A 21,992-nucleotide genomic window follows, 5' to 3' on the forward strand; every position below is an offset into this window, starting at 1 on the left:
GGAGGGGGGGGGGGGGGGGGGGGGGGGGGGGGGGGGGGGGGGGGGCGGGGGGGGGGGGGGGGGGGGGGGGGGGGGGGGGGGGGGGGGGGGGGGTGGGGGGGGGGGGGGGGGGGGGTGGATTCGAGGAGGGGCGGCGCGGGGACGGCTACCGCGGGAGGCAAGACTCCGGCCGGGCACGGCACCGTCGTGGTGTCCGTGCCCGGCCGGGGGTCAGGGGGCGAGCCCTCTGAATTCGGGAAGGGGCGGGGTCGGGGAATGGCTAGCGGACGAAGACCCCCGCCTGGCTGGCCAGGTCCAGGAAGTACTGCGGGGCGACGCCCAGGACCAGCGTGACCGCCACGCCGATGGCGATGGCCGACGAGGTCAGCGGGCTCGGCACCGCCACGGACGGGCCGTCCGTGCGCGGCTCGCTGAAGAACATCAGCACGATGACCCGGATGTAGAAGAACGCGGCGACCGCCGAGGAGATCACACCGATCACCACCAGCGCACCCGCCCCGCCGTCGGCCGCCGCCTTGAACACGGCGAACTTCCCGGCGAAGCCGCTGGTCAGCGGGATACCGGCGAAGGCCAGCAGGAAGACCGCGAAGACCGCGGCCACCAGGGGCGAACGGCGGCCGAGCCCGGCCCACTTGGACAGATGGGTGGCCTCGCCGCCCGCGTCCCGCACCAGGGTGACCACCGCGAAGGCGCCGAGGGTCACGAAGGAGTAGGCGGCGAGGTAGAAGAGGACGGAGGAGATGCCCTCGGGCGTGGTGGCGATGACACCGGCCAGGATGAACCCGGCGTGGGCGATCGACGAGTACGCCAGCAGCCGCTTCACATCGGTCTGGGTGACGGCCACGATCGCACCGCCCAGCATGGTGACGATGGCGACGCCCCACATCACCGGCCGCCAGTCCCAGCGCAGCCCCGGCAGCACGACATACAGCAGCCGCAGCAGCGCGCCGAAGGCCGCGACCTTGGTGGCCGCCGCCATGAAGCCGGTCACCGGGGTCGGCGCGCCCTGATAGACGTCCGGGGTCCACATGTGGAACGGCACGGCGCCGATCTTGAACAGCAGCCCCATCAGCACCATCGCCCCGCCGATCAGTAGCAGCGCGTCATTGCCCATGGTCCCGGCGAGCGCCGGGGTGACGTTCCTGACCTGGCCGTCGACGACGTCCGCGATCCCGGAGTAGGTGACCGTGCCCGCGTAGCCGTACAGCAGGGCGATGCCGAAGAGCAGGAACGCCGAGGAGAAGGCGCCCAGCAGGAAGTACTTGACGGCGGCCTCCTGCGACAGCGCACGGTGGCGCCGGGCGAGCGCGCACAGCACGTACAGCGGCAGGGAGAAGACCTCCAGCGCCACGAAGAGCGTCAGCAGATCGTTGGCGGACGGGAAGACCAGCATGCCGCCGACCGCGAAGAGGACCAGCGGAAAGACCTCGGTGGTGGTGAAGCCCGCCTTGACGGCGGCCTTCTCGGCGTCGCCGCCGGGCACGGCGGCGGCCTGCGCGGCGAAGGAGTCGACGCGGTTGCCGTGCACCACCGGATCCAGCCGCCGCTCGGCAAAGGTGAACACCGCCACCAGCGCCACCAGGAGAATGGTCCCCTGGAGGAAGAGCGCCGGTCCGTCGACCGCGATCGCGCCCATGGCCGCGACGCGGGCCTTGCTGGTGCCGTAGTCACCGGCGGCGAGGCCGATCACCGCGGCGAAGGCCGCGGCCAGGGCGACCACGGAGACGAACACCTGCGCCACGTACCGCTGGCGGCGCGGCAGGAGCGCCTCGATCAGGACGCCGACGATCGCGGCGCCGAGCACGATCAGCGTGGGCGACAGCTGGCCGTACTCGATATGGGGCGACGGGATCTTTTCGGGCGCCGCCGCCGCTGTTGTCCACAGGCTGTGGACAGTGGCCGCGTTGGTCACTTGGCACCTCCGGAAGCACCGTCGTGGGAAGCACCCTCGGACTTGGGGCTGTAGCTGAACCAGCCCGCGTCGGTGACGGGGTGCTCGGGCCTGGGATCCTTCTTGTCCACCACGGACAGCGTGTGGTCGACCGCCGGGTTGACGATGTTGGCCAGCGGCTTCGGGTAGACGCCGAGGAAGATCAGCAGGGCGATGAGCGGGGCCACGACGACCAGCTCACGCACCCGCAGATCGGGCATGGACCGCACCTCGGCCTTCACCGGACCGGTCATGGTGCGTTGGTAGAGGATCAGCACGTAGAGCGCGGCCAGCACTATTCCGACGGTCGCGATCACGCCGAACACCGGGTAGCGGCTGAACGTGCCGACCAGGACCAGGAATTCGCTGATGAACGGCGCGAGCCCGGGCAGCGAGAGGGTGGCGAGACCGCCGATCAGGAAGGTGCCGGCGAGCACCGGGGCGACCTTCTGCACACCGCCGTAGTCCTCGATGAGCCGCGAACCGCGCCGGGTGATCAGGAACCCGGCCACCAGCATCAGCGCGGCCGTGGAGACACCGTGGTTGACCATGTAGAGGGTGGCGCCGCCCTGGCCCTGGGTGGTCATCGCGAAGATGCCCAGGATGATGAAGCCGAAGTGGGAGATCGAGGCGTAGGCGATCAGCCGCTTGATGTCCCGCTGGCCGATCGCCAGCAGTGCGCCGTAGATGATGCTGATGAGCGCCAGGATCATGATCGCCGGAGTGGCCCACTTGCTGGCCTCCGGGAAGAGTTGGAGGCAGAAGCGGAGCATCGCGAAGGTGCCGACCTTGTCGACGACCGCGGTGATCAGCACCGCGACCGGGGCGGTGGACTCCCCCATCGCGTTGGGCAGCCAGGTGTGCAGCGGCCACAGCGGCGCCTTCACCGCGAAGGCGAAGAAGAAGCCGAGGAAGAGCAGCCGCTCGGTGCTGGAGGCCATGTTCAGATGGCCGTTCGCCCGCGCCTGGACGATCTCCTGGAGCGAGAAGGTGCCGGTGCCGAGTTGATCGGCGGTGACCGCGTACAGACCGACCACCGCGGCCAGCATGATCAGCCCGCCCGCCAGGTTGTAGAGCAGGAACTTCACCGCGGCGTAGGAGCGCTGAGTGGCCGTCTCCTCCTCGGAGCGGCCTCCGGCCCGGTCCCCGAAGCCCCCGATGAGGAAGTACATCGGGATCAGCATGGCCTCGAAGAAGATGTAGAAGAGGAAGACGTCGGTGGCCTCGAAGGAGATCACCACCATCGCCTCGACCATCAGGATCAGCGCGAAGAAGCCCTGGGTGGGTCGCCAGCGGCGGTTGGGGCGGGCGCCTTCCAGCGGATCGGCGTCATGCCAGCCCGCCAGGATGATGAAGGGGATGAGCACGGCGGTGAGCGCGAGCAACGCGACCGCGATCCCGTCCACGCCCAGTTCGTAGCGGACGCCGAAGTCCTTGATCCAGGCATGGGACTCGGTGAGCTGGAAGCGGGCGCCGCCGGGATCGAAGCGGACCAGCACGATCGCCGCGAGGGCGAGCGTGACCAGGGAGAAGCCCAGCGCCACCCATTTGGCGGCGGCGCGCTGGGCGGCGGGCACGGCGGCGGTGGCCACCGCGCCGAGGGCGGGCACCACGGCCGTGGCCGTCAGCAGGGGAAATGACATGACTCAGACCGCCCTCATCAGCAGGGTCGCGGCGATGAGCACCGCCGCACCGCCGAACATCGAGACCGCGTACGTACGGGCGTAGCCGTTCTGGAGCTTCCGCAGCCGGCCGGAGAGTCCGCCGACTCCGGCCGCGGTGCCGTTGACCACCCCGTCGACCAGCTTGTGGTCGACATAGACCAGACCTCGGGTCAGATACTGGCCGGGTTTGACGAGCGCGACATGGTTGAAGTCGTCCTGGAGCAGATCGCGCCGGGCGGCCCGGGTGAGCAGCGACCCGCGGGGGGCGGTCCTCGGCACGGGACGGCGTCCGTACTGCGCCCAGGCGAGCGCGACACCGATCACCAGCACCACCATCGTCCCGGCCGTGACCGTCGCCGCGCTGAGCGGGGAGTCGCCGTGGCTGTGGCCGGTGACCGGCTCCAGCCACTTCAGGAACGAGTCGTTCAGACTGAACAGCCCGCCCGCGAAGACCGATCCCACGGCCAGAACGATCATGGGGATGGTCATGGACGAGGGCGACTCATGCGGATGCGGCTCATTGCCCGCCTCGTCCGGCACCCAGCGCTTCTCGCCGAAGAAGGTCAGCAGCATCACCCGCGTCATGTAGTACGCGGTGATGGCCGCGCCCAGCAGGGCCGCGCCGCCGAGGATCCAGCCCTCGGTGCCGCCCTTGGCGAAGGCCGCCTCGATGATCTTGTCCTTGGACCAGAAGCCGGACAGCCCGGGGAAGCCGATGATCGCGAGATAGCCGAGCCCGAAGGTGACGAAGGTGACCGGCATGTACTTCCGCAGGCCGCCGTACTTGCGCATATCGACCTCGTCGTTCATGCCGTGCATGACCGATCCGGCCCCGAGGAAGAGCCCGGCCTTGAAGAAGCCGTGGGTCACCAGGTGCATGATCGCGAAGACATAGCCGATCGGGCCGAGCCCGGCGGCCAGGATCATGTAGCCGATCTGCGACATGGTGGACCCGGCCAGGGCCTTCTTGATGTCGTCCTTGGCACAACCGACGATCGCACCGAAGAGGAGCGTGACCGCGCCGACCGTGACCACCGCGGTCTGGGCGTCCGGGGCGCTCTCGAAGATGGCGCCGGAGCGGGTGATCAGATACACGCCCGCGGTCACCATGGTCGCCGCGTGGATCAGGGCCGAGACCGGAGTCGGGCCCTCCATCGCGTCCCCGAGCCAGGACTGGAGCGGCACCTGGGCCGACTTGCCACAGGCGGCGAGCAGCAGCATCAGCCCGATCGCGGTGAGCTTGCCCTCGCTCGCGTTATCCACGTCGGTCAGCACCGGGGCGAAGGTGAAGGTCCCGAATGTCGTGAACATCAGCATGATCGCGATCGACAGGCCCACATCGCCGACGCGGTTGACGATGAACGCCTTCTTCGCCGCCGTGGCCGCGCTGGGCTTGTGCTGCCAGAAGCCGATGAGCAGGTACGAGGCGAGGCCCACGCCCTCCCAGCCGACGTACAGCAGCAGGTAGTTGTCGGCGAGGACGAGCAGCAGCATGGCCGCGAGGAAGAGATTGAGATAGCCGAAGAAGCGGCGGCGGCGCTCGTCGTGCTCCATATAGCCGATCGAGTAGATGTGGATCAGTGTGCCCACACCCGTGATCAGCAGGACGAAGGTCATGGACAGCTGATCGAGCTGGAAGGCGACGTCCGCGCGGAAGCCGCCCACCGGGATCCAGCTGAAGACCTTGCTGTGCAGGGCCCGGTCGTGCTCGCCGCGGCCGAGCATGTCGGCGAAGAGCACCGCGCCGATCACGAAGGAGGCCGCGGCGAGCGCCGTGCCGATGTAGTGACCCTTGCCGTCCAGCCGCCGCCCCCCGCACAGCAGCAGGGCGGCGCCGAGCAGGGGCGCCGCGACAAGCAATCCGATGAGGTTCTCCACTTGAACGCGACCCCTTCTAGAGCTTCATCAGGCTGGCGTCGTCGACCGAGGCCGAGTGGCGGGAGCGGAAGACGGTCACGATGATCGCGAGACCGACCACGACCTCCGCCGCGGCGACGACCATCGTGAAGAAGGCGATGATCTGGCCGTCGAGGTTCCCGTGCAGCCGGGAGAAGGTCACGAACGCGAGGTTGCACGCGTTCAGCATCAACTCGACGCACATGAAGAGAACGATCGCGTTCCGCCTGATGACGACGCCGGCCGCACCAATGGTGAACAACAGGGCGGCCAGGTAGAGGTAGTTGACCGGATTCACTTGGCGGCTCCCCTCGAATTCCGGGCGCTGCCCGCGTTCTCGCCGTTCTCGCCGTTCGCGGTGTTCTCGCCGTTCTCCGTCTCCGCGTCGCCCCCGGACGCCGCGGTCTCGTCGGTCTTCCGGCCCAGCCAGCGCTTCGAGCGCTGCTCCAGCGCCGCCAGTTCGGCCAGCGATTCACGGGAGACGTCCCGGATCTGGCCGCGGCCGCGCAGCGTCGCGTTGACCGTGAGCTCGGACGGGGTGCCGTCGGGGAGCAGACCGGGGATGTCCACCGCGTTGTGCCGCGCGTACACACCCGGGGCGGGCAGCGGCGGGACGTTCCGGCCGATGCGCACCCGCTCCTCGGACTGCTCACGCTGGGTGCGGGCCCGCTCGGTGCGCTCGCGGTGGGTCAGCACCATCGCACCGACCGCCGCGGTGATCAGCAGCGCGCCGGTGATCTCGAAGGCGAAGACGTACTTGGTGAAGATCAGAGCCGCCAGGCCCTCCACATTGCCACCGGAGTTGGCCTGGCCCAGGCCGTTCCACGACTTCAGCGAGGCATTGCCGATCCCGGCGCACAGCAGGATGCCGAAGCCGATCCCGCAGAGGGCGGCGAGCCAGCGCTGCCCCTTCAGGGTCTCCTTGAGGGAGTCGGCGGCGGTGACACCGACCAGCATCACCACGAAGAGGAAGAGCATCATGATCGCGCCGGTGTAGACGACGATCTGGACGATGCCCAGGAAGTACGCGCCGTTGGCGAGGTAGAAGATCGCCAGGATGATCATGGTGCCGGCCAGGGACAGGGCGCTGTGCACGGCCTTGCGCATCAGGATCGTGCACAGCGCGCCGAGCACGGCGATCGTGCCGAGCACCCAGAACTGGAGGGCCTCACCGGTGGAGGTGGTGGAGGCCGCCGCGGCCAGACCGCCGCTCATGCCTGCACCCCCCGCTGCCGCTCCGGCGACTCCTGCGACTCCTCGTTCCCCGCGGCCTGGTCGGAGAGGGTCTCGCCCTTGCTGACCGCGACCTGCCGGGTGGTGCCGGGCGCGGCCTCGGTCACCAGACCCCGGTAGTAGTCCTGCTCATCGGTGCCGGGGTAGATGGCGTGCGGGGAGTCGACCATCCCGTCCTCGAGGCCCGCGAGCAGCTCCTCCTTGGTGTAGATGAGCGATTCGCGGCTGCGGTCGGCGAGTTCGTACTCATTGGTCATGGTCAGTGCCCGGGTGGGGCACGCCTCGACGCACAGACCGCACAGGATGCAGCGCAGATAGTTGATCTGGTAGACGCGGCCGTAGCGCTCGCCCGGGGAGTAGCGCTCCTCGTCGGTGTTGTCCGCGCCCTCCACATAGATCGCGTCGGCGGGGCAGGCCCAGGCGCACAGCTCGCAGCCGATGCACTTCTCCAGCCCGTCCGGGTGCCGGTTGAGCTGGTGGCGTCCGTGGAAGCGGGGCGCGGTGGGCTTCTTCTCCTCCGGGTACTGCTCGGTGAGCCGCTTCTTGAACATGGCCTTGAAGGTCACGCCGAAGCCGGCCACCGGATTCTGGAAGTCAGACACCGTCGGCCTCCTTTCCGTCACTGACAGTGTCGGGTCCACCACTGACAATCAGCTCGCGCTCGGCGTGCGGACGTCGGCGGGGGACGGGCGGCAAGGTCTGTCCGGGCAGCGGCGGCACCGGGAAACCTCCCGCCATCGGATCGAAGGCGGGCTCCGGTTCCGGTTCCGCTCCGGCCTCGGCCTTCACGGCACGGTCGCGGAAGAAGTCGACCACGAAGGACAGCAGCAGCAGCGCGATCACCGCACTGCCCACGTACAGCACGATGTCCTGGTAGTCGTAGTTCTCGTTGCGCAGCGCCCGGACGGTGGCGACCAGCATCAGCCAGACCATCGAGATCGGGATGAGCACCTTCCAGCCCAGCTTCATGAACTGGTCGTAGCGGACCCGCGGAAGCGTGCCGCGCACCCAGATGAAGACGAACAGCGATGTCACGACCTTGCCGACGAACCACAGCATCGGCCACCAGCCGTGGTTGGCACCCTCCCAGAAGGTGCTGATCGGCCAGGGCGCCCGCCAGCCCCCGAGGAAGAGGGTGACGGCGACCATCGAGACGGTGACCATGTTGATGTACTCGGCGAGCATGAACATCGCGAACTTGATCGAGGAGTACTCGGTGTTGAAGCCGCCGACCAGGTCGCCCTCGGACTCCGGCATGTCGAACGGCGCCCGGTTGGTCTCACCGATCATCGAGACGATGTAGATGAGGAACGAGACCGGCAACAGCACCGCGTACCAGCGGTCGTGCTGCGATTCCACGATCTGCGAGGTCGACATCGACCCGGAGTAGAGGAAGACCGCGGCAAAGGAGAGCCCCATCGCGATCTCGTAGCTGATCATCTGGGCGCAGGAGCGCAGGCCGCCCAGGAGCGGATAGGTCGATCCGGAGGACCAGCCCGCCAGCACGATGCCGTAGATGCCGACCGAGGCGGTGGCGAGGATGTAGAGGACGGCGATCGGCAGATCGGTCAGCTGCATCGCGGTGCGGTGCCCGAAGATCGAGACCTCACCGCCGGCCGGGCCGAACGGCATCACCGCGACCGCCATGAAGGCGGGGATGGCCGCCACGATCGGCGCCAGGACGTAGACCACCTTGTCCGCGCCCTTGACGACCACGTCCTCCTTGAGCATCAGCTTCACGCCGTCCGCGAGGGACTGGAGCATGCCCCAGGGTCCGTGGCGGTTGGGCCCGACGCGCAGTTGCATCCAGCCGACCACCTTGCGCTCCATGACGATGGAGATCAGCACCGTCACCATCAGGAACGCGAAGCAGAAGACGGCCTTGATCACGATCAGCCACCATGGATCGCGGCCGAACATCGACAGGTCCTCTGCGGCGAGAATCCTCACTGGGTCACCTCCGTCGCGGGGGCAGTGATCGTGACGACATCGCCGGGGCGGGCGCCCAGATCGCGGTGGACCCCGCCGCCGACGGAGGCCAGCGGCAGCCAGACCACCCGGTCGGGCATCGGGGTGATGCTCAGCGGCAGTTGGACGGAGCCGGCCGGGCCGGTGACCCGGACGAGCCGGCCGTCCTCGACCCCCGCCTCGTCCGCCGTGGCGGCCGACAGCCGGGCCACGGCCGCGTGGCGGGTCCCCGCCAGGGCCGGATCGCCGTCCTGGAGCCGGCCCTGGTCGAGCAGCAGCCGATGGCCGGCGAGCACCGCCTCGCCCTCGGCCGGCCGGGGCAGCGGACCGCCCGTCTCCAGCGAGGCCGTGGCGCGCGGGCCCTGCCAGGTGCCCAGCCGGGTCATCTCGGCGCGTACGGCCCCGACGTCCGGCAGGTCCAGGGGGGTCTCCAGCGCGTCGGCCAGCATGTGCAGCACCCGGGCGTCCGGAAGCGTATGACGGCGGGTCATCTGGTCGGGCTTGAGCGCCGCCTCGAACGGTCGGGCCCGTCCCTCCCAGTTGAGGAAGGTGCCGGACTTCTCGACGACCGCCGCGACCGGCAGCACCACATCGGCCCGCTCGGTGACCTCCGAGGGCCGCTGCTCCAGGCTGACCACGAAGTCCACCGCGTCCAGGGCCTCAAGCGCCCGCGCCGGATCGGGCAGATCGGCGACCTCGACGCCCGCGACCAGCAGCGCGCCGAGCCCGCCGGCCGCCGCGGCCTCGATGATCTGGCCGGTGTCCCGGCCCACCTGGTGCGGAAGGTCGGCAGTGCCCCAGACGGAGGAGACCTCCTCGCGGGCCCGCGGGTCGTGGGCTGGGCGGCCGCCGGGCAGCAGTCCGGGCAGCGCCCCCGCCTCGATCGCGCCCCGCTCCCCCGCCCGGCGCGGGATCCAGGCGAGCGTGGCCCCGGTGGCGGCGGCGGCCCGTACGGCGGCGGTCAGGCCACCGGCCACGGACGCCAGCCGCTCGCCCACGATGATCACCGCGCCCTCTTCGCGCAGCGCCTCGGCGGCCCGCTCCCCGCTCTCGTCCAGACCGGTGCGGCCCGCGATGGCGTCCAGCCACTCGGTCTCGGTGCCGGGAGCGGCCGGCAGCAGCGTGCCGCCCGCCTTACGGAGGCCGCGGGTCTCGTGGGTGGCCAGCGAGAAGGTGCGCTGTCCGTGCTTGCGGTGCGCCTTGCGCAGCCGCAGGAAGACGCCGGGCGACTCCTCCTCGGACTCGAAGCCGACCAGCAGCACGGCCGGGGCCTTCTCCAGCGTGGAGTAGGTGAGTCCGCCGCCGTCCAGGTCACGGCCCCGGCCCGCGATATGGGTGGCCAGGAAGTCGGCCTCCTCATCGCTGTGCGTACGGGCCCGGAAGTCGATGTCGTTGGTGTCCAGGACCAGCCGTGCGAACTTCGCGTAGGCGTAGGCGTCCTCGACGGTCAGCCGGCCGCCGGTGAGCACTCCGGTGCGGCCGCGCGCCATCCCGAGCCCCTCGGCCGCCGCGTCCAGCGCCTCGGGCCAGCTCGCCGGCTCCAGCTTCCCGGACTCGCGGTCGCGCACCAGCGGGGTGCTGAGCCGCTCCGGGAGCTGTGCGTAGCGGAAGCCGAAGCGGCCCTTGTCGCAGATCCACTCCTCGTTGACCTCGGGGTCGTCCGCGGCCATCCGCCGCATGACCTTGCCGCGCCGGTGGTCGGTCCGGGTCGCGCAGCCGCCCGCGCAGTGCTCGCACACGCTCGGCGAGGAGACCAGGTCGAAGGGGCGGGAGCGGAAGCGGTACGCCGCCGAGGTCAGGGCGCCCACCGGGCAGATCTGGATGGTGTTGCCGGAGAAGTACGACTCGAACGGGTCGCCCTCACCGGTGCCCACCTGCTGGAGCGCGCCCCGCTCCAGCAGCTCGATCATCGGGTCGCCCGCGATCTGGTTGGAGAAGCGGGTGCAGCGCGCGCACAGCACACAGCGCTCGCGGTCCAGCAGCACCTGGGCCGAGATCGGGACCGGCTTGGGGAAGGTGCGCTTATGGCCCTCGAAGCGGCTCTCCGCCGAGCCCGCGCTCATCGCCTGGTTCTGGAGCGGGCACTCACCGCCCTTGTCGCAGACCGGGCAGTCCAGCGGGTGGTTGATCAGCAGCAGCTCCATCACCCCGCGCTGTGCCTTCTCGGCCACCGGCGAGGTGAGCTGCGTCCTGACCACCATCCCGTCGGTGCAGGTGATGGTGCAGGAGGCCATCGGCTTGCGCTGGCCCTCCACCTCGACGATGCACTGGCGGCAGGCGCCGACCGGGTCGAGGAGCGGATGGTCGCAGAACCGCGGGATCTCGATGCCGAGCAGTTCGGCGGCGCGGATGACCAGCGTCCCCTTGGGGACGGAGATCTCGATCCCGTCGATGGTGACGGAGACCAGATCTTCTCGCGGCACCGCCGCCTCCCCGCCCGACGAGGGTGCGTTGGTGGTCACGGTCATGCGTTCACCCCCAGGTGAGTGGAGCGCGGCTCGTCGGCCCAGGCGGTGGATTTGGCCGGGTCGAACGGACAGCCTCCGCCGGTGATGTGCTGCTCGTACTCCTCTCGGAAGTACTTGAGCGAGGAGACGATGGGGCTGGCCGCCCCGTCGCCGAGGGCGCAGAAGGACTTGCCGTTGATGTTGTCGGCGATGTCCGCCAGCTTGTCGAGGTCGTCCATGCGCCCCTTGCCGGCTTCGATGTCGCGCAACAGCTGGACCAGCCAGTACGTGCCCTCGCGGCAGGGTGTGCACTTGCCGCAGGACTCATGCGCGTAGAACTCGGTCCAGCGGGTCACGGCCCGCACCACGCAGGTGGTCTCGTCGAAGCACTGGAGCGCCTTGGTGCCCAGCATCGACCCGGCCGCTCCCACGCCCTCGTAGTCCAGCGGGACGTCGAGGTGCTCATCGGTGAGCAGCGGGGTGGACGAGCCGCCCGGGGTCCAGAACTTCAGCCGGTGGCCGGGGCGCATCCCGCCGCTCATCTCGAGCAGCTGGCGCAGGGTGATCCCGAGCGGGCCCTCGTACTGTCCGGGGTTGGTCACATGGCCGGACAGCGAGTAGAGCGTGAAGCCCGGTGACTTCTCGCTGCCCATCGATCGGAACCATTCCTTGCCCTTGTTGAGGATCGCGGGAACAGAGGCGATGGACTCGACGTTGTTGACAACAGTGGGGCACGCGTACAGACCGGCGACCGCGGGGAAGGGAGGCCGCAGCCGGGGCTGGCCACGGCGTCCCTCCAACGAGTCCAGCAGCGCCGTCTCTTCACCGCAGATGTACGCGCCGGCGCCGGCGTGCACGGTGATGTCGAGACCCGGAAGTCCATCCACCCCCAGCTTCTGCCGTCGCCGTTCCGCCGTGCCGAGGTAGCCCGCCTCGTACGCCTCGCGAACGGCCTCGTGCAGCCGCCTCAGCACGGGGACGACCTCGCCGCGCAGATAGATGAAGGCGTGTTCGGAGCGGATGGCGTGACAGGCGATGACCATGCCCTCGATGAGGGCGTGCGGATTGGCGTAGAGAAGGGGGATGTCCTTGCAGGTGCCCGGTTCCGACTCATCGGCGTTGACGACGAGATAGTGCGGTTTGCCATCGCCCTGCGGAATGAACTGCCACTTCATTCCGGTGGGGAAGCCGGCGCCGCCGCGTCCGCGCAGACCCGCGTCCTTCACCAGCGCGATCACCGCGTCGGGGTCCATGGCGAGGGCCTTGGCGCTCCCCTCGTAGCCCTCGTGCCGCAGATAGGTGCGCAGGGCCCAGGAGTTGGGCTGGTCCCAGAACGCGGAGAGCACGGGTGCCAGCAGCTTCTCGGGGCTGTGCCCATTGATCTCGGTTGTCACGGTCATCACTCCCCCTCCTCGGCGACCGGACCGGCCGGGTGATGCGGATCGGAGGCGGAGGTCCGCTGCGGCGCGTCATGCGAGCTGGGATGCGTCGGCGGCGCCTCGTCCTGCGGGGCGTCCGCGGACCTCGGCGAGACGACCCGGCCAGGCGCGGCCTCCCCCTTGGCCAGCCGCAGCCCGACCAGCGAGGCGGGCCCCGCGGAGCCACCGGCCTCGACGGCGCCCGGACGGGCGTCGGGGAAGCCGGCCAGGATGCGGGCGGTCTCCTTGTAGGTGCACAGCGGCGCGCCCCGGGTCGGCTCGACGGTCCGGCCCGCCCGCAACTCGTCGACCAGCCGCTTGGCGGACTCGACGGTCTGGTTGTCGAAGAACTCCCAGTTGACCATCACCACGGGTGCGAAGTCGCAGGCCGCGTTGCACTCGATGTGCTCCAGGGTGACCTTGCCGTCCTCGGTGGTCTCCCCGTTGCCCACCCCCAGATGGCTCTGGAGCTCCTCGAAGATCGCGTCGCCGCCCATCACCGCGCACAGGGTGTTGGTGCACACCCCCACCTGGTAGTCGCCGGAGGGCTTGCGCCGGTACATCGTGTAGAAGGTGGCGACGGCGGTGACCTCGGCGGTGGTCAGGCCCAGCATCTCGGCGCAGAACCGCATGCCGGTGCGGGTGACATGGCCCTCCTCGGACTGCACCAGATGCAGCAGCGGCAGCAGCGCGCTGCGGCTGTCCGGGTAGCGGGCGATCACCTCCCGGGCGTCCTCCTCGAGCCGGGTGCGCACCTCGGCCGGGTAGTCGGACGCCGGCAGCTCCGGCATCCCCAGCTGCACTTCGGCACTCACCGGTCCACTCCTCCCATCACGGGGTCGATGGACGCGACAGCGACGATCACATCGGCGACCTGACCGCCCTCGCACATCGCCGCCACGGCTTGCAGATTGGTGAAGGACGGGTCGCGGAAGTGGACGCGATACGGGCGGGTGCCGCCGTCGCTGACCACATGGGCGCCCAGTTCACCCTTGGGCGACTCGATCGCCGTGTACGCCTGTCCCGGCGGGACCCGGAATCCCTCGGTCACCAGCTTGAAGTGGTGGATCAGGGCCTCCATCGAGGTGCCCATGATGTTCTTGATGTGATCCAGGGAGTTGCCGAGGCCGTCCGGGCCGAGCGCGAGCTGCGCGGGCCAGGCGATCTTCTTGTCCGCGACCATCACCGGACCCGGCTCCAGCCGCTCCAGGCACTGCTCGACGATCCGCAGCGACTGGCGCATCTCCTCCAGCCGGATCAGGAAGCGGCCGTAGGCATCGCAGGTGTCGGCGGTCGGCACCTCGAAGTCATAGGTGTCATAGCCGCAGTACGGATCGGTTTTGCGCAGATCGTGCGGCAGCCCGGTGGCCCGCAGTATCGGGCCGGTCACACCGAGCGCCATACAGCCGGCGAGGTCGAGGTAGCCCACGTCCTGGAGCCGGGCCTTGAAGATCGGGTTCCCGGTGGCCAGCTTGTCGTACTCGGGCAGGTTCTTGCGCATGGTCTTGAGCACGGCCCGGATCTGGTCGACCGCCCCGGGCGGCAGATCCTGGGCGAGCCCGCCGGGCCGGATGTACGCGTGGTTCATCCGCAGGCCGGTGATCAGCTCGAAGATGTCCAGGATCAGCTCGCGGTCGCGGAAGCCGTAGATCATGATGGTGGTCGCGCCGAGCTCCATACCGCCGGTGGCGATGGCCACCAGATGCGAGGAGAGCCGGTTGAGCTCCATCAGCAGCACCCGGATCACCGAGGCCCGGTCCGGGACCTGGTCCTCGATGCCGAGCAGCTTCTCGACGCCCAGGCAGTACGCCGCCTCGTTGTAGAACGGCGTCAGATAGTCCATGCGCGTCACGAAGGTGGTGCCCTGCGTCCAGTTCCGGAATTCGAGGTTCTTCTCGATTCCGGTGTGCAGATAGCCGATTCCGCAGCGGGCCTCGGTGACCGTCTCGCCGTCGATCTCCAGGATCAGCCGGAGCACCCCGTGGGTGGAGGGGTGCTGCGGACCCATGTTGACGATGATCCGCTCGTCGTCGGCCTTCGCCGCGGCGGCCACGACCTCGTCCCAGTCGCCGCCGGTGACGGTGTAGACGGTGCCTTCGGTCGTCTCGCGCGCGGACGCCGAGGGCGTTGCGTGGGGGGCAGTCATCAGCTGTACGACCTCCGCTGGTCCGGAGCCGGGATCTGGGCGCCCTTGTACTCGACGGGGATGCCGCCGAGCGGGTAGTCCTTGCGTTGCGGGAAGCCCTGCCAGTCGTCGGGCATCATGATCCGCGTCAGCGCGGGATGACCGTCGAAGATCAGGCCGAAGAAGTCGTAGGTCTCGCGCTCATGCCAGTCGTTGGTCGGATAGACATCGACGATCGACGGGATGTGCGGGTCGTCATCCGGAGCGCTCACCTCCAGCCGGAGCACCCGGCCATGGGTGATCGACCGCAGATGGTAGACGGCGTGCAGCTCACGGCCCTTGTCGCCGGGGAAGTGCACACCGCTGACGCCGGTGCACAGCTCGAAGCGGAGCGCCGGGTCGTCGCGCAGGGTCCGGGCGACCCGCGGCAGGTGCTCGCGGGCGATGTGGAAGGTCAGCTCACCGCGGTCCACGACGGTCTTCTCGATCGCGTTCTCCGGGAGCAGCGACTGCTCCTCGAGCGCGCCCTCGAGTTCGTCGGCGACCTCGTCGAACCAGCCCCCGTACGGCCGGGTGGCCTGGCCGGGCAGCCGTACGGGGCGCACCAGACCGCCGTAGCCGGTGGTGTCGCCGCCGTTGTTGGCGCCGAACATCCCGCGCTGGACGCGGATGGGCTCGCCCTGGTCGCCGCGGCGGCCGGGGAGGTTCTCGGCATTGAGGTCCTTGTCGGGGTTGACCCCGTTGGCCCCGTTATCACTCACTGCGTACCTCCGCTCGCTTCTCCGCCCACGAGGCGCAGAGGTGCGGCCTTCGTCGCTGTCTGCGGCCCGGCGGCCTCATGTGCGTCGCTCACCGGAGCAGCCCCTTCATCTCGATCATCGGCAACGCCTTCAGCGCCGCCTCCTCCGCCTCACGGGCCGCGCGCTCGCGATTGACGCCGAGCTTCTCCTCGCGGATCTTCTGATGCAGCTTGAGGATCGAGTCCATGAGCATCTCGGGTCGCGGCGGACAGCCGGGCAGATAGATGTCGACCGGGACGATGTGATCGACGCCCTGCACGATCGCGTAGTTGTTGAACATCCCTCCGGAGGATGCGCAGACGCCCATGGAGATGACCCACTTCGGGTTCGGCATCTGGTCGTAGACCTGGCGCAGCACCGGGGCCATCTTCTGGCTGACGCGCCCGGCAACGATCATCAGATCGGCCTGGCGGGGCGAGCCGCGGAAGACCTCCATGCCGAAGCGCGCGAGGTCGTAGCGCCCCGCGCCGGTGGTCATCATTTCGATGGCGCAGCAGGCCAGCCCGAAGGTGGCCGGAAAGACGGAGGACTTACGGGCCAGCCCGGCGGCCTGTTCCACGGTGGTGAGCAAGAACCCACTCGGGAGCTTCTCTTCGATACCCATGCGATGTTTCCCCTATCTCCTCTAGAGCCCCTTTTAGTCCCACTCCAGGCCACCGCGCCGCCATACGTACGCATAGGCGACGAAGACGGTGAGCACGAAGAGGAGCATCTCCACGAGCCCGAACAGGCCGAGGGCGTCGAAGGTGACCGCCCAGGGGTAGAGGAAGACGATCTCGATGTCGAAGACGATGAAGAGCATCGCCGTCAGGTAGTACTTGATGGGGAAGCGCCCACCGCCGGCCGGATGCGGAGTCGGCTCGATGCCGCACTCATAGGCTTCGAGCTTGGCCCGGTTGTAGCGCCTGGGGCCGATGATCGCGGCCATCAGAACCGAGAAGATCGCAAAACCAGCCCCGAGGGCTCCCAGTACGAGGATGGGCGCGTATGCGTTCACCGTCCTCGCTCCCTTCAGTCGACGATGACTGCTTGGCGGACCGCACGGACATGCCGCCGCCCCACGAAGATCGCGCACATGTGAGGCAGTTCACAAGCCGTTTCGCCTGCATCTTATGCCCGTCGGTCTGTGATCTGCGACACGGGGTACGACAACGTCTTTGTGATCTCCACCACCTGACGAAGGATCATGAAGTCGGATGAGCGGTGATCTTGTACATGAAGCATCCGAACGACCACGAGAAGTGACATTCGAAGACGTCATCACAGGTGAGCGCATTGCGCGCCTACCAAGACATGGTACATACATGCAAATTTGCTATGGCGGTGTCAGCTGATAAGAGTCCGCCATGCCCATGAGTGACCTTGGTCCCGGGTGCCAATTGATCACCGGCTCGCGCACGCGTTCACGAGCGGCTCGGGGCGAGTGAGGTATCCCACGCCCGGACGGGTTGTGGATCTAGATTTCACGGGAACCCTTTGTACGCGGGCCGCATCGATGGTAGGCCGCCCACAGTCACCGCATGGCCCTCAAATGCCGTGCGTAGAGACATGATCGAGAAATTCGGGCATGGCGGCCGGATGGCCCAGGAAGATCATTTGGCCCGGTTTTTGGACGTGTGCACGCCAAATGTGGCGCACCCCACTTTTGTTGATCTGGGCCTTAGGGCCCTGGTAGCCAGTGACCTATGTCCCCAGTCGCACACATACCCAGCCACCGGAAGCCCCGCCAAGCCGCGTCGACGCGTGCTCTCCGCGCAGGGGTGACCGGTGGCTTCCTCACCCTCGCGGTGGCCGGTGCCGCGGTGCCCGCCTCCGCCACCGAGTCCAACGCCGCTCCCGCCGAGTCCACCCTGGAGATGCCGACCGTCAGCGCCACGCTGGCGAGCACGGCCGCCCAGACCGCCGACGCCACACAGCAGGCCGCGTCGGACTACGAGCTCCAGGCGCAGCAGGACCAGGCGGCCGCCCACGCGAAGACCGCCGCCAAGAAGGCCAAGGCGGAGGCCGACCGCAAGGCGAAGGAAGCCCAGGAAGCCCGGGAGGCGGCCCGTAAGGCGGCCGCCAAGCGCGCGGCCGAGGCCAAGGCCCAGGCTGCGAAGGCGTCGCGCTCGGCCGAGCGCACCACGCTCTCCACCGCCGGCGTCAGCAACGCCACCGGCAATGCCGCGACGCTGATCAGCTTCCTGAAGGCGCAGCTGGGCAAGGCGTATGTGCTCGGCTCCAGCGGTCCGTCCTCCTACGACTGCTCCGGGCTGACCCAGGCCGCCTTCAAGCAGATCGGCGTGAGCCTGCCGCGGGTCTCCCAGGACCAGTCCACCACCGGCACCCCGGTCTCGCTGGACTCCCTCCAGCCGGGCGACCTGCTCTACTGGGGCAGCGCCGGCAGCGCCTACCACGTCGGCGTCTACGTCGGTGGCGGCAAGTTCATCGGCGCCCAGAACCCGAGCACCGGGATCGTCGAGCGCCCGCTGGACTACGACATGCCCACCGGGGCCGTGCGCGTCCTGTAAGGCGCGTTCGCGCGATCCGTAAGGCGCTCACGCGCCCTGTAAGGCTCGCGCGTCCCCTGTCAGGCCCCTTGTGCGTCCTTGTAGGCGTGAGGGCCGCCGTTCCGCCGTGGACGGCGGCCTCACGTCCTTACTGTGCGTAGACCTTCTCCAGGAACTCGCCGAGGAGGTCGTCGCTGAGGTGATGGGCCAGATCCGCCTCGGAGATCATTCCGACCAGCCGCTTGTTCTGGTCGATCACCGGCAGCCTGCGGATCTTGTGCTCCTCCATCTCCCGCAGGACGTCACTGACATCGGCCTCCGCGGGAATCCAGCGCGGGGTGCCCTTGGTGAGCGCCCCGACGGGTGTCCCGGACGGGTCGGCGCTCTCCGCGATGCATCCGACGACGATGTCCCGGTCGGTGACGATGCCGCACAGCCGCTCATTGGCGTCGCTGACCGGCAGGGCCCCCACGCCCAGATCCCGCATCAGCTGGGAGGCGCGCAGTACCGTCTCGTGCTCCGACACCCACTGCGCGCCCGGGTGCATGATGTCCGCTGCCTTCGTCATGGTGTACCTCCTATCAGGCCCACCGGCGGTGGATCCGGCCCCGTGAGCCCCATCGATCCGGCGTCGCCGCGGCTGGCGCGCACGGCGCCCCCCGCCTTCATTGTCACCACCACCCCACGGCGACGTCATGTCGAGCCCGGCGGCGGCTGTCGGTGCCCGGTGCCAGACTGAGTAACGAGGCATTCCCGCACAGAAGCAGGCAATTGCAGAACGAGGCAATCTCCGGCAGGACTCCGTGCGCCTTCGCGCCCGACCGTCGAAGGAGCGCCCATGCTCACCACCGATTACGTCCCCGGCGCCCCCAACTGGCTCGATCTTGGCGCCTCCGACACCGAAGCGGCCGTGGCCTTCTACGGCTCCCTGATGGGCTGGCACTTCGAGTCGGCCGGCCCCGAAGCGGGCGGGTACGGCTTCTTCACCCTGGACCGCAGGACCGTCGCGGCCGTCGGGCCGCTCACCGAGGAGGGCGCACGGCCCGCCTGGACGCCGTACTTCCACACCCGTGACGCCGAGGCGACCGCCCGGACCGTGGACCAGGCGGGCGGCACGGTGCGGCTCGCCCCGTTCGACGTCTTCGAGGAAGGGCGGATGGCCCAGTTCACCGACCCCGGCGGGGCCCGCTTCGCCGTCTGGCAGCCCGGCAGGACGGCGGGGCTGGACGCGGTCAACGACCCGGGCACCCTGTGCTGGACCGAGCTGCACTCCCCCGACCCCGCCACGGACCTGGCCTTCTACCGCAAGGTCTTCGGCTGGGACGCCGAGGAGATGCCCTTCCCCGGCGGGACGTACACGACGCTGATGACCTCCGGCGCAGGCCGGGAGGGCTCCTTCGGCGGCGTCGCCCAGCTCCAGGAGGGGCATTCGACGCCGCCGCAGTGGCTGCCGTACTTCGAGGTGGCGGACTGCGACGCGGTGGTGGCCAAGGGGCAGGACCTGGGCGGCTCGGTGCTGATGCCGGCCATGTCGGCCGAGGGGATCGGCCGGATGGCCTGGCTGACGGATGCGGTCCGGGCGCCGTTCGGCGTCATAGCGAGCGGCGGCCCGGGCGCGTAAGCGCTGCGCTCGCTGGCCGTGCCGCGATACGTCTGTGCCGCGATGCGTTGTCGGTCGGCTGCGGCGCCGTTGTGGCTGGTCGCGCAGTTCCCCGCGCCCCTTCGGGGCGCCGGCCGCCCTTAGGTCGAGCCGAGGCCCCTTACGGCGGCCGTCAGGCGCGCGGGGTCACCTTTGTCAGGCCGTTGATGATGCGGTCCATCGCGTCGCCGCCGGTCGGATCCGTCAGATTCGCCAGCAGCTTGAGGGTGAACCGCATCAGCATCGGATGCGTCAGCCCGCGCTGCGCCGCCAGCTTCATGACCGCCGGATTGCCGATCAGCTTCACGAACGCCCGGCCCAGCGTGTAGTAGCCGCCGTAGGTGTCCTTGAGGACCTTCGGGTAGCGCTGGAGGGCCAGTTCGCGCTGGGGGGCGGTGGCGCGGGCATGGGCCTGGACGATCACGTCCGCGGCGATCTGCCCGGATTCCATCGCGTAGGCGATGCCCTCGCCGTTGAACGGGTTGACCATGCCGCCCGCGTCCCCGACGAGCAGCAGCCCGCGGGTGTAGTGCGGCTGCCGGTTGAAGGCCATCGGGAGGGCGGCGCCGCGGATCGGGCCGGTCATGTTCTCCGGGGTGTAGCCCCAGTCCTCCGGCATCGAGGCGCACCACGCCTTGAGGACCTCGCGCCAGTCGAGCTCCTTGAAGGAGGACGAGGTGTTGAGGACGCCCAGGCCCACATTGCTCGTACCGTCGCCCATGCCGAAGACCCAGCCGTAGCCGGGCAGCAGCCGGTCCTCCGCGCCGCGCCGGTCCCACAACTCCAGCCAGGACTCCAGGTAGTCGTCGTCATGGCGGGGCGAGGTGAAGTACGTCCGCACGGCCACGCCCATCGGGCGGTCCTCGCGCCGGTGCAGCCCCATGGCGAGCGAGAGGCGGGTGGAGTTGCCGTCGGCGGCGACCACCAGGGGCGCGTGGAAGGTGACGGGCGTCCGCTCCTCACCCAGCTTCGCCTCGACCCCGGTGATCCGGCCGGTGCGCTCGTCGATGATCGGCGCGCCCACATTGCAGCGCTCGTACAGCCGCGCCCCGGCCTTCTGCGCCTGCCGCGCCAGCTGCTCGTCGAAGTCGTCGCGCTTACGGACCAGGCCGTAGTCGGGGTACGCGGCCAGATCCGGCCAGTCGAGCTGTAGCCGCACTCCGCCGGCGATGATCCGCAGGCCGCGGTTGCGCAGCCAGCCCGCCTCCTCGGAGATGTCGATGCCCATGGACACGAGCTGCTTGGTGGCGCGCGGAGTCAGTCCGTCACCGCACACCTTCTCGCGCGGAAAGGCCGTCTTCTCCAGCAGCAGCACATCCAGCCCCGCCTTGGCGAGGTAGTACGCGGTGGTGGAGCCGGCCGGCCCGGCGCCGACGACGATCACATCGGCGCTGCGCTCCGAGATCCCGGAGGACGCGCTCTCAGTGGGTGCGGTCTCGCTCACGCGGGGTCTCCCCAAGCCTCGGTAACGGCGTGCCGGTCGCACCGGTCACTGGACATGTGCAGAGTCTATGGGGCCGGGACCCGGGCACTCGCGAAGGGCCGTCCCCCGCGGCCCGCCCGGAGAACCGCCCATGGCCGCCTTACGGTTCGCACGGCCGCCTTACGATCGGCACGGCCCGCCCCTCACTGCTCGTGCCGGGTGCCCTACGGCCCGTACCGGCACCGGCCGTCCTACGGCTTGTACGCCCGGTGGAGGGCCACCACACCGCTGGTGAGATCGCGCCAGGCCGGGCGCTCCCAGCCGGCCGACCGCAGCCGGGCGGCGAGACCGGGCTGGTCCGGCCAGGCGCGGATGGACTCGGCGAGGTAGACATACGCGTCCGGGTTGCTGCTGACCGACGTCGCGATCGGCGGCAGCGCGCGCATCAGATACTCGGTGTAGACCGTGCGGAACGGCTCCCATGTGGGGTGGCTGAACTCGCAGATGACGATGCGTCCGCCGGGCCGGGTCACCCGCAGCATCTCGCGCAGCGCCCCCTGCGTGTCCTGGACGTTGCGCAGCCCGAAGGAGATCGTGACGGCGTCGAAGACCCCGTCCGCGAAGGGCAGCCGGGTGGCGTCGCCCGCCGTCAGCGGCAGCCGCGGATGGCGCCGCTTGCCCTCGCGGAGCATCCCGAGCGAGAAGTCGCACGGCACCACGTACGCGCCCGCCGCCAGGAAGGGCAGCGAGGACGTCCCCGTACCGGCCGCGAGGTCGAGCACCCGCTCGCCGGGGCGCGCGGCCACGGCCCGGGCGACCTCCTTGCGCCACAGCCGGGTCAGCCCGAGCGACAGCACATCGTTGGTGAGGTCGTATTTGGCCGCCACGCCGTCGAACATGGCGGCGACTTCATGCGGCTGCTTGTCCAGGGATGCTCGGCTCACGCCCCCCATTGTTCAC

Annotated in this window: 19 protein-coding genes; 2 read left to right on the forward strand and 17 right to left on the reverse strand. The window is 69.5% G+C overall.

The genetic code is table 11. From position 1 onward, the window contains the following. Positions 1–259: 259 nt before the first annotated feature. The 14 genes from nuoN to NQU54_RS34685 form a co-directional block, all read right to left on the reverse strand. Positions 260–1,912, reverse strand: coding sequence for an NADH-quinone oxidoreductase subunit NuoN (nuoN, locus tag NQU54_RS34620; RefSeq protein WP_069865331.1), 1,653 nt, complete (start codon positions 1,910–1,912; stop codon positions 260–262). Further along, on the reverse strand, positions 1,909–3,573 hold the full coding sequence (locus NQU54_RS34625) for an NADH-quinone oxidoreductase subunit M (RefSeq protein ID WP_257634492.1): 1,665 nt from the start codon (positions 3,571–3,573) through the stop codon (positions 1,909–1,911). The genes nuoN and NQU54_RS34625 overlap by 4 nt, the downstream gene beginning before the upstream one ends. Positions 3,574–3,576: 3 nt before the next feature. Beyond that, positions 3,577–5,472, reverse strand: a complete 1,896-nt coding sequence (gene nuoL / locus NQU54_RS34630; protein WP_257634493.1) for an NADH-quinone oxidoreductase subunit L — start codon at positions 5,470–5,472, stop codon at positions 3,577–3,579. A gap of 16 nt (positions 5,473–5,488) precedes the next feature. Then, a complete protein-coding gene (nuoK, locus tag NQU54_RS34635) occupies positions 5,489–5,788 on the reverse strand; it encodes an NADH-quinone oxidoreductase subunit NuoK (RefSeq protein ID WP_009715954.1) in 300 nt (99 codons plus the stop codon). After that, positions 5,785–6,705, reverse strand: a complete 921-nt coding sequence (locus tag NQU54_RS34640) for an NADH-quinone oxidoreductase subunit J (protein WP_257634494.1) — start codon at positions 6,703–6,705, stop codon at positions 5,785–5,787. The genes nuoK and NQU54_RS34640 overlap by 4 nt, the downstream gene beginning before the upstream one ends. Continuing rightward, on the reverse strand, positions 6,702–7,325 hold the full coding sequence (gene nuoI / locus NQU54_RS34645; protein ID WP_093701387.1) for an NADH-quinone oxidoreductase subunit NuoI: 624 nt from the start codon (positions 7,323–7,325) through the stop codon (positions 6,702–6,704). The genes NQU54_RS34640 and nuoI overlap by 4 nt, the downstream gene beginning before the upstream one ends. Continuing rightward, positions 7,318–8,643 carry an NADH-quinone oxidoreductase subunit NuoH gene (gene nuoH / locus NQU54_RS34650; RefSeq protein WP_202542975.1) on the reverse strand — a complete coding sequence of 442 codons (1,326 nt, stop codon included), beginning with the start codon at positions 8,641–8,643 and terminating at the stop codon, positions 7,318–7,320. The genes nuoI and nuoH overlap by 8 nt, the downstream gene beginning before the upstream one ends. 26 nt (positions 8,644–8,669) lie before the next feature. Beyond that, positions 8,670–11,159, reverse strand: coding sequence for an NADH-quinone oxidoreductase subunit G (locus NQU54_RS34655; protein WP_257634495.1), 2,490 nt, complete (start codon positions 11,157–11,159; stop codon positions 8,670–8,672). Next, positions 11,156–12,538: an NADH-quinone oxidoreductase subunit NuoF gene (gene nuoF / locus NQU54_RS34660; protein ID WP_167502695.1), complete on the reverse strand. Its 1,383-nt coding sequence runs from the start codon at positions 12,536–12,538 to the stop codon at positions 11,156–11,158. The genes NQU54_RS34655 and nuoF overlap by 4 nt, the downstream gene beginning before the upstream one ends. Then, positions 12,538–13,347 (reverse strand): NADH-quinone oxidoreductase subunit NuoE, encoded by an 810-nt coding sequence (gene nuoE / locus NQU54_RS34665; protein WP_257634544.1) that lies wholly within the window; start codon positions 13,345–13,347, stop codon positions 12,538–12,540. Before nuoE ends, nuoF begins: the two co-directional genes overlap by 1 nt. A 20-nt stretch (positions 13,348–13,367) precedes the next feature. Beyond that, on the reverse strand, positions 13,368–14,702 hold the full coding sequence (locus NQU54_RS34670; RefSeq protein ID WP_257634496.1) for an NADH-quinone oxidoreductase subunit D: 1,335 nt from the start codon (positions 14,700–14,702) through the stop codon (positions 13,368–13,370). Next, positions 14,702–15,442, reverse strand: a complete 741-nt coding sequence (locus tag NQU54_RS34675; RefSeq protein ID WP_099014524.1) for an NADH-quinone oxidoreductase subunit C — start codon at positions 15,440–15,442, stop codon at positions 14,702–14,704. The genes NQU54_RS34670 and NQU54_RS34675 overlap by 1 nt, the downstream gene beginning before the upstream one ends. 88 nt (positions 15,443–15,530) lie before the next feature. After that, positions 15,531–16,085, reverse strand: a complete 555-nt coding sequence (locus tag NQU54_RS34680; protein ID WP_093463764.1) for a NuoB/complex I 20 kDa subunit family protein — start codon at positions 16,083–16,085, stop codon at positions 15,531–15,533. A 33-nt stretch (positions 16,086–16,118) separates the two neighbouring features. Then, on the reverse strand, positions 16,119–16,478 hold the full coding sequence (locus tag NQU54_RS34685) for an NADH-quinone oxidoreductase subunit A (protein WP_069865353.1): 360 nt from the start codon (positions 16,476–16,478) through the stop codon (positions 16,119–16,121). A 688-nt stretch (positions 16,479–17,166) separates the two neighbouring features. Here NQU54_RS34685 and NQU54_RS34690 point away from each other — a divergent pair. After that, a complete protein-coding gene (locus NQU54_RS34690; RefSeq protein ID WP_257634497.1) occupies positions 17,167–17,991 on the forward strand; it encodes a C40 family peptidase in 825 nt (274 codons plus the stop codon). 127 nt (positions 17,992–18,118) lie between these two features. On the opposite strand, the gene NQU54_RS34695 is transcribed toward NQU54_RS34690, so the two are convergent. Continuing rightward, positions 18,119–18,538, reverse strand: a complete 420-nt coding sequence (locus NQU54_RS34695; RefSeq protein WP_093703864.1) for a CBS domain-containing protein — start codon at positions 18,536–18,538, stop codon at positions 18,119–18,121. 270 nt (positions 18,539–18,808) lie between these two features. Here NQU54_RS34695 and NQU54_RS34700 point away from each other — a divergent pair, with 270 nt between their 5' ends. Further along, complete coding sequence (locus tag NQU54_RS34700; RefSeq protein ID WP_257634498.1) at positions 18,809–19,591, forward strand: VOC family protein; 783 nt, start codon at positions 18,809–18,811, stop codon at positions 19,589–19,591. A gap of 151 nt (positions 19,592–19,742) precedes the next feature. On the opposite strand, the gene NQU54_RS34705 is transcribed toward NQU54_RS34700, so the two are convergent. Together NQU54_RS34705 and NQU54_RS34710 are read right to left on the reverse strand one after the other, a co-directional pair. Next, positions 19,743–21,053: a geranylgeranyl reductase family protein gene (locus NQU54_RS34705; RefSeq protein WP_257634499.1), complete on the reverse strand. Its 1,311-nt coding sequence runs from the start codon at positions 21,051–21,053 to the stop codon at positions 19,743–19,745. A 230-nt stretch (positions 21,054–21,283) separates the two neighbouring features. Further along, the gene (locus NQU54_RS34710; protein ID WP_069865660.1) at positions 21,284–21,976 is read right to left on the reverse strand and encodes a demethylmenaquinone methyltransferase; all 693 of its coding nucleotides are present in this window, start codon (positions 21,974–21,976) and stop codon (positions 21,284–21,286) included. Positions 21,977–21,992: the final 16 nt, after the last annotated feature.

The sequence above is a fragment of the Streptomyces malaysiensis subsp. samsunensis genome, assembly GCF_024519315.1.
Taxonomy (GTDB): domain Bacteria; phylum Actinomycetota; class Actinomycetes; order Streptomycetales; family Streptomycetaceae; genus Streptomyces; species Streptomyces malaysiensis.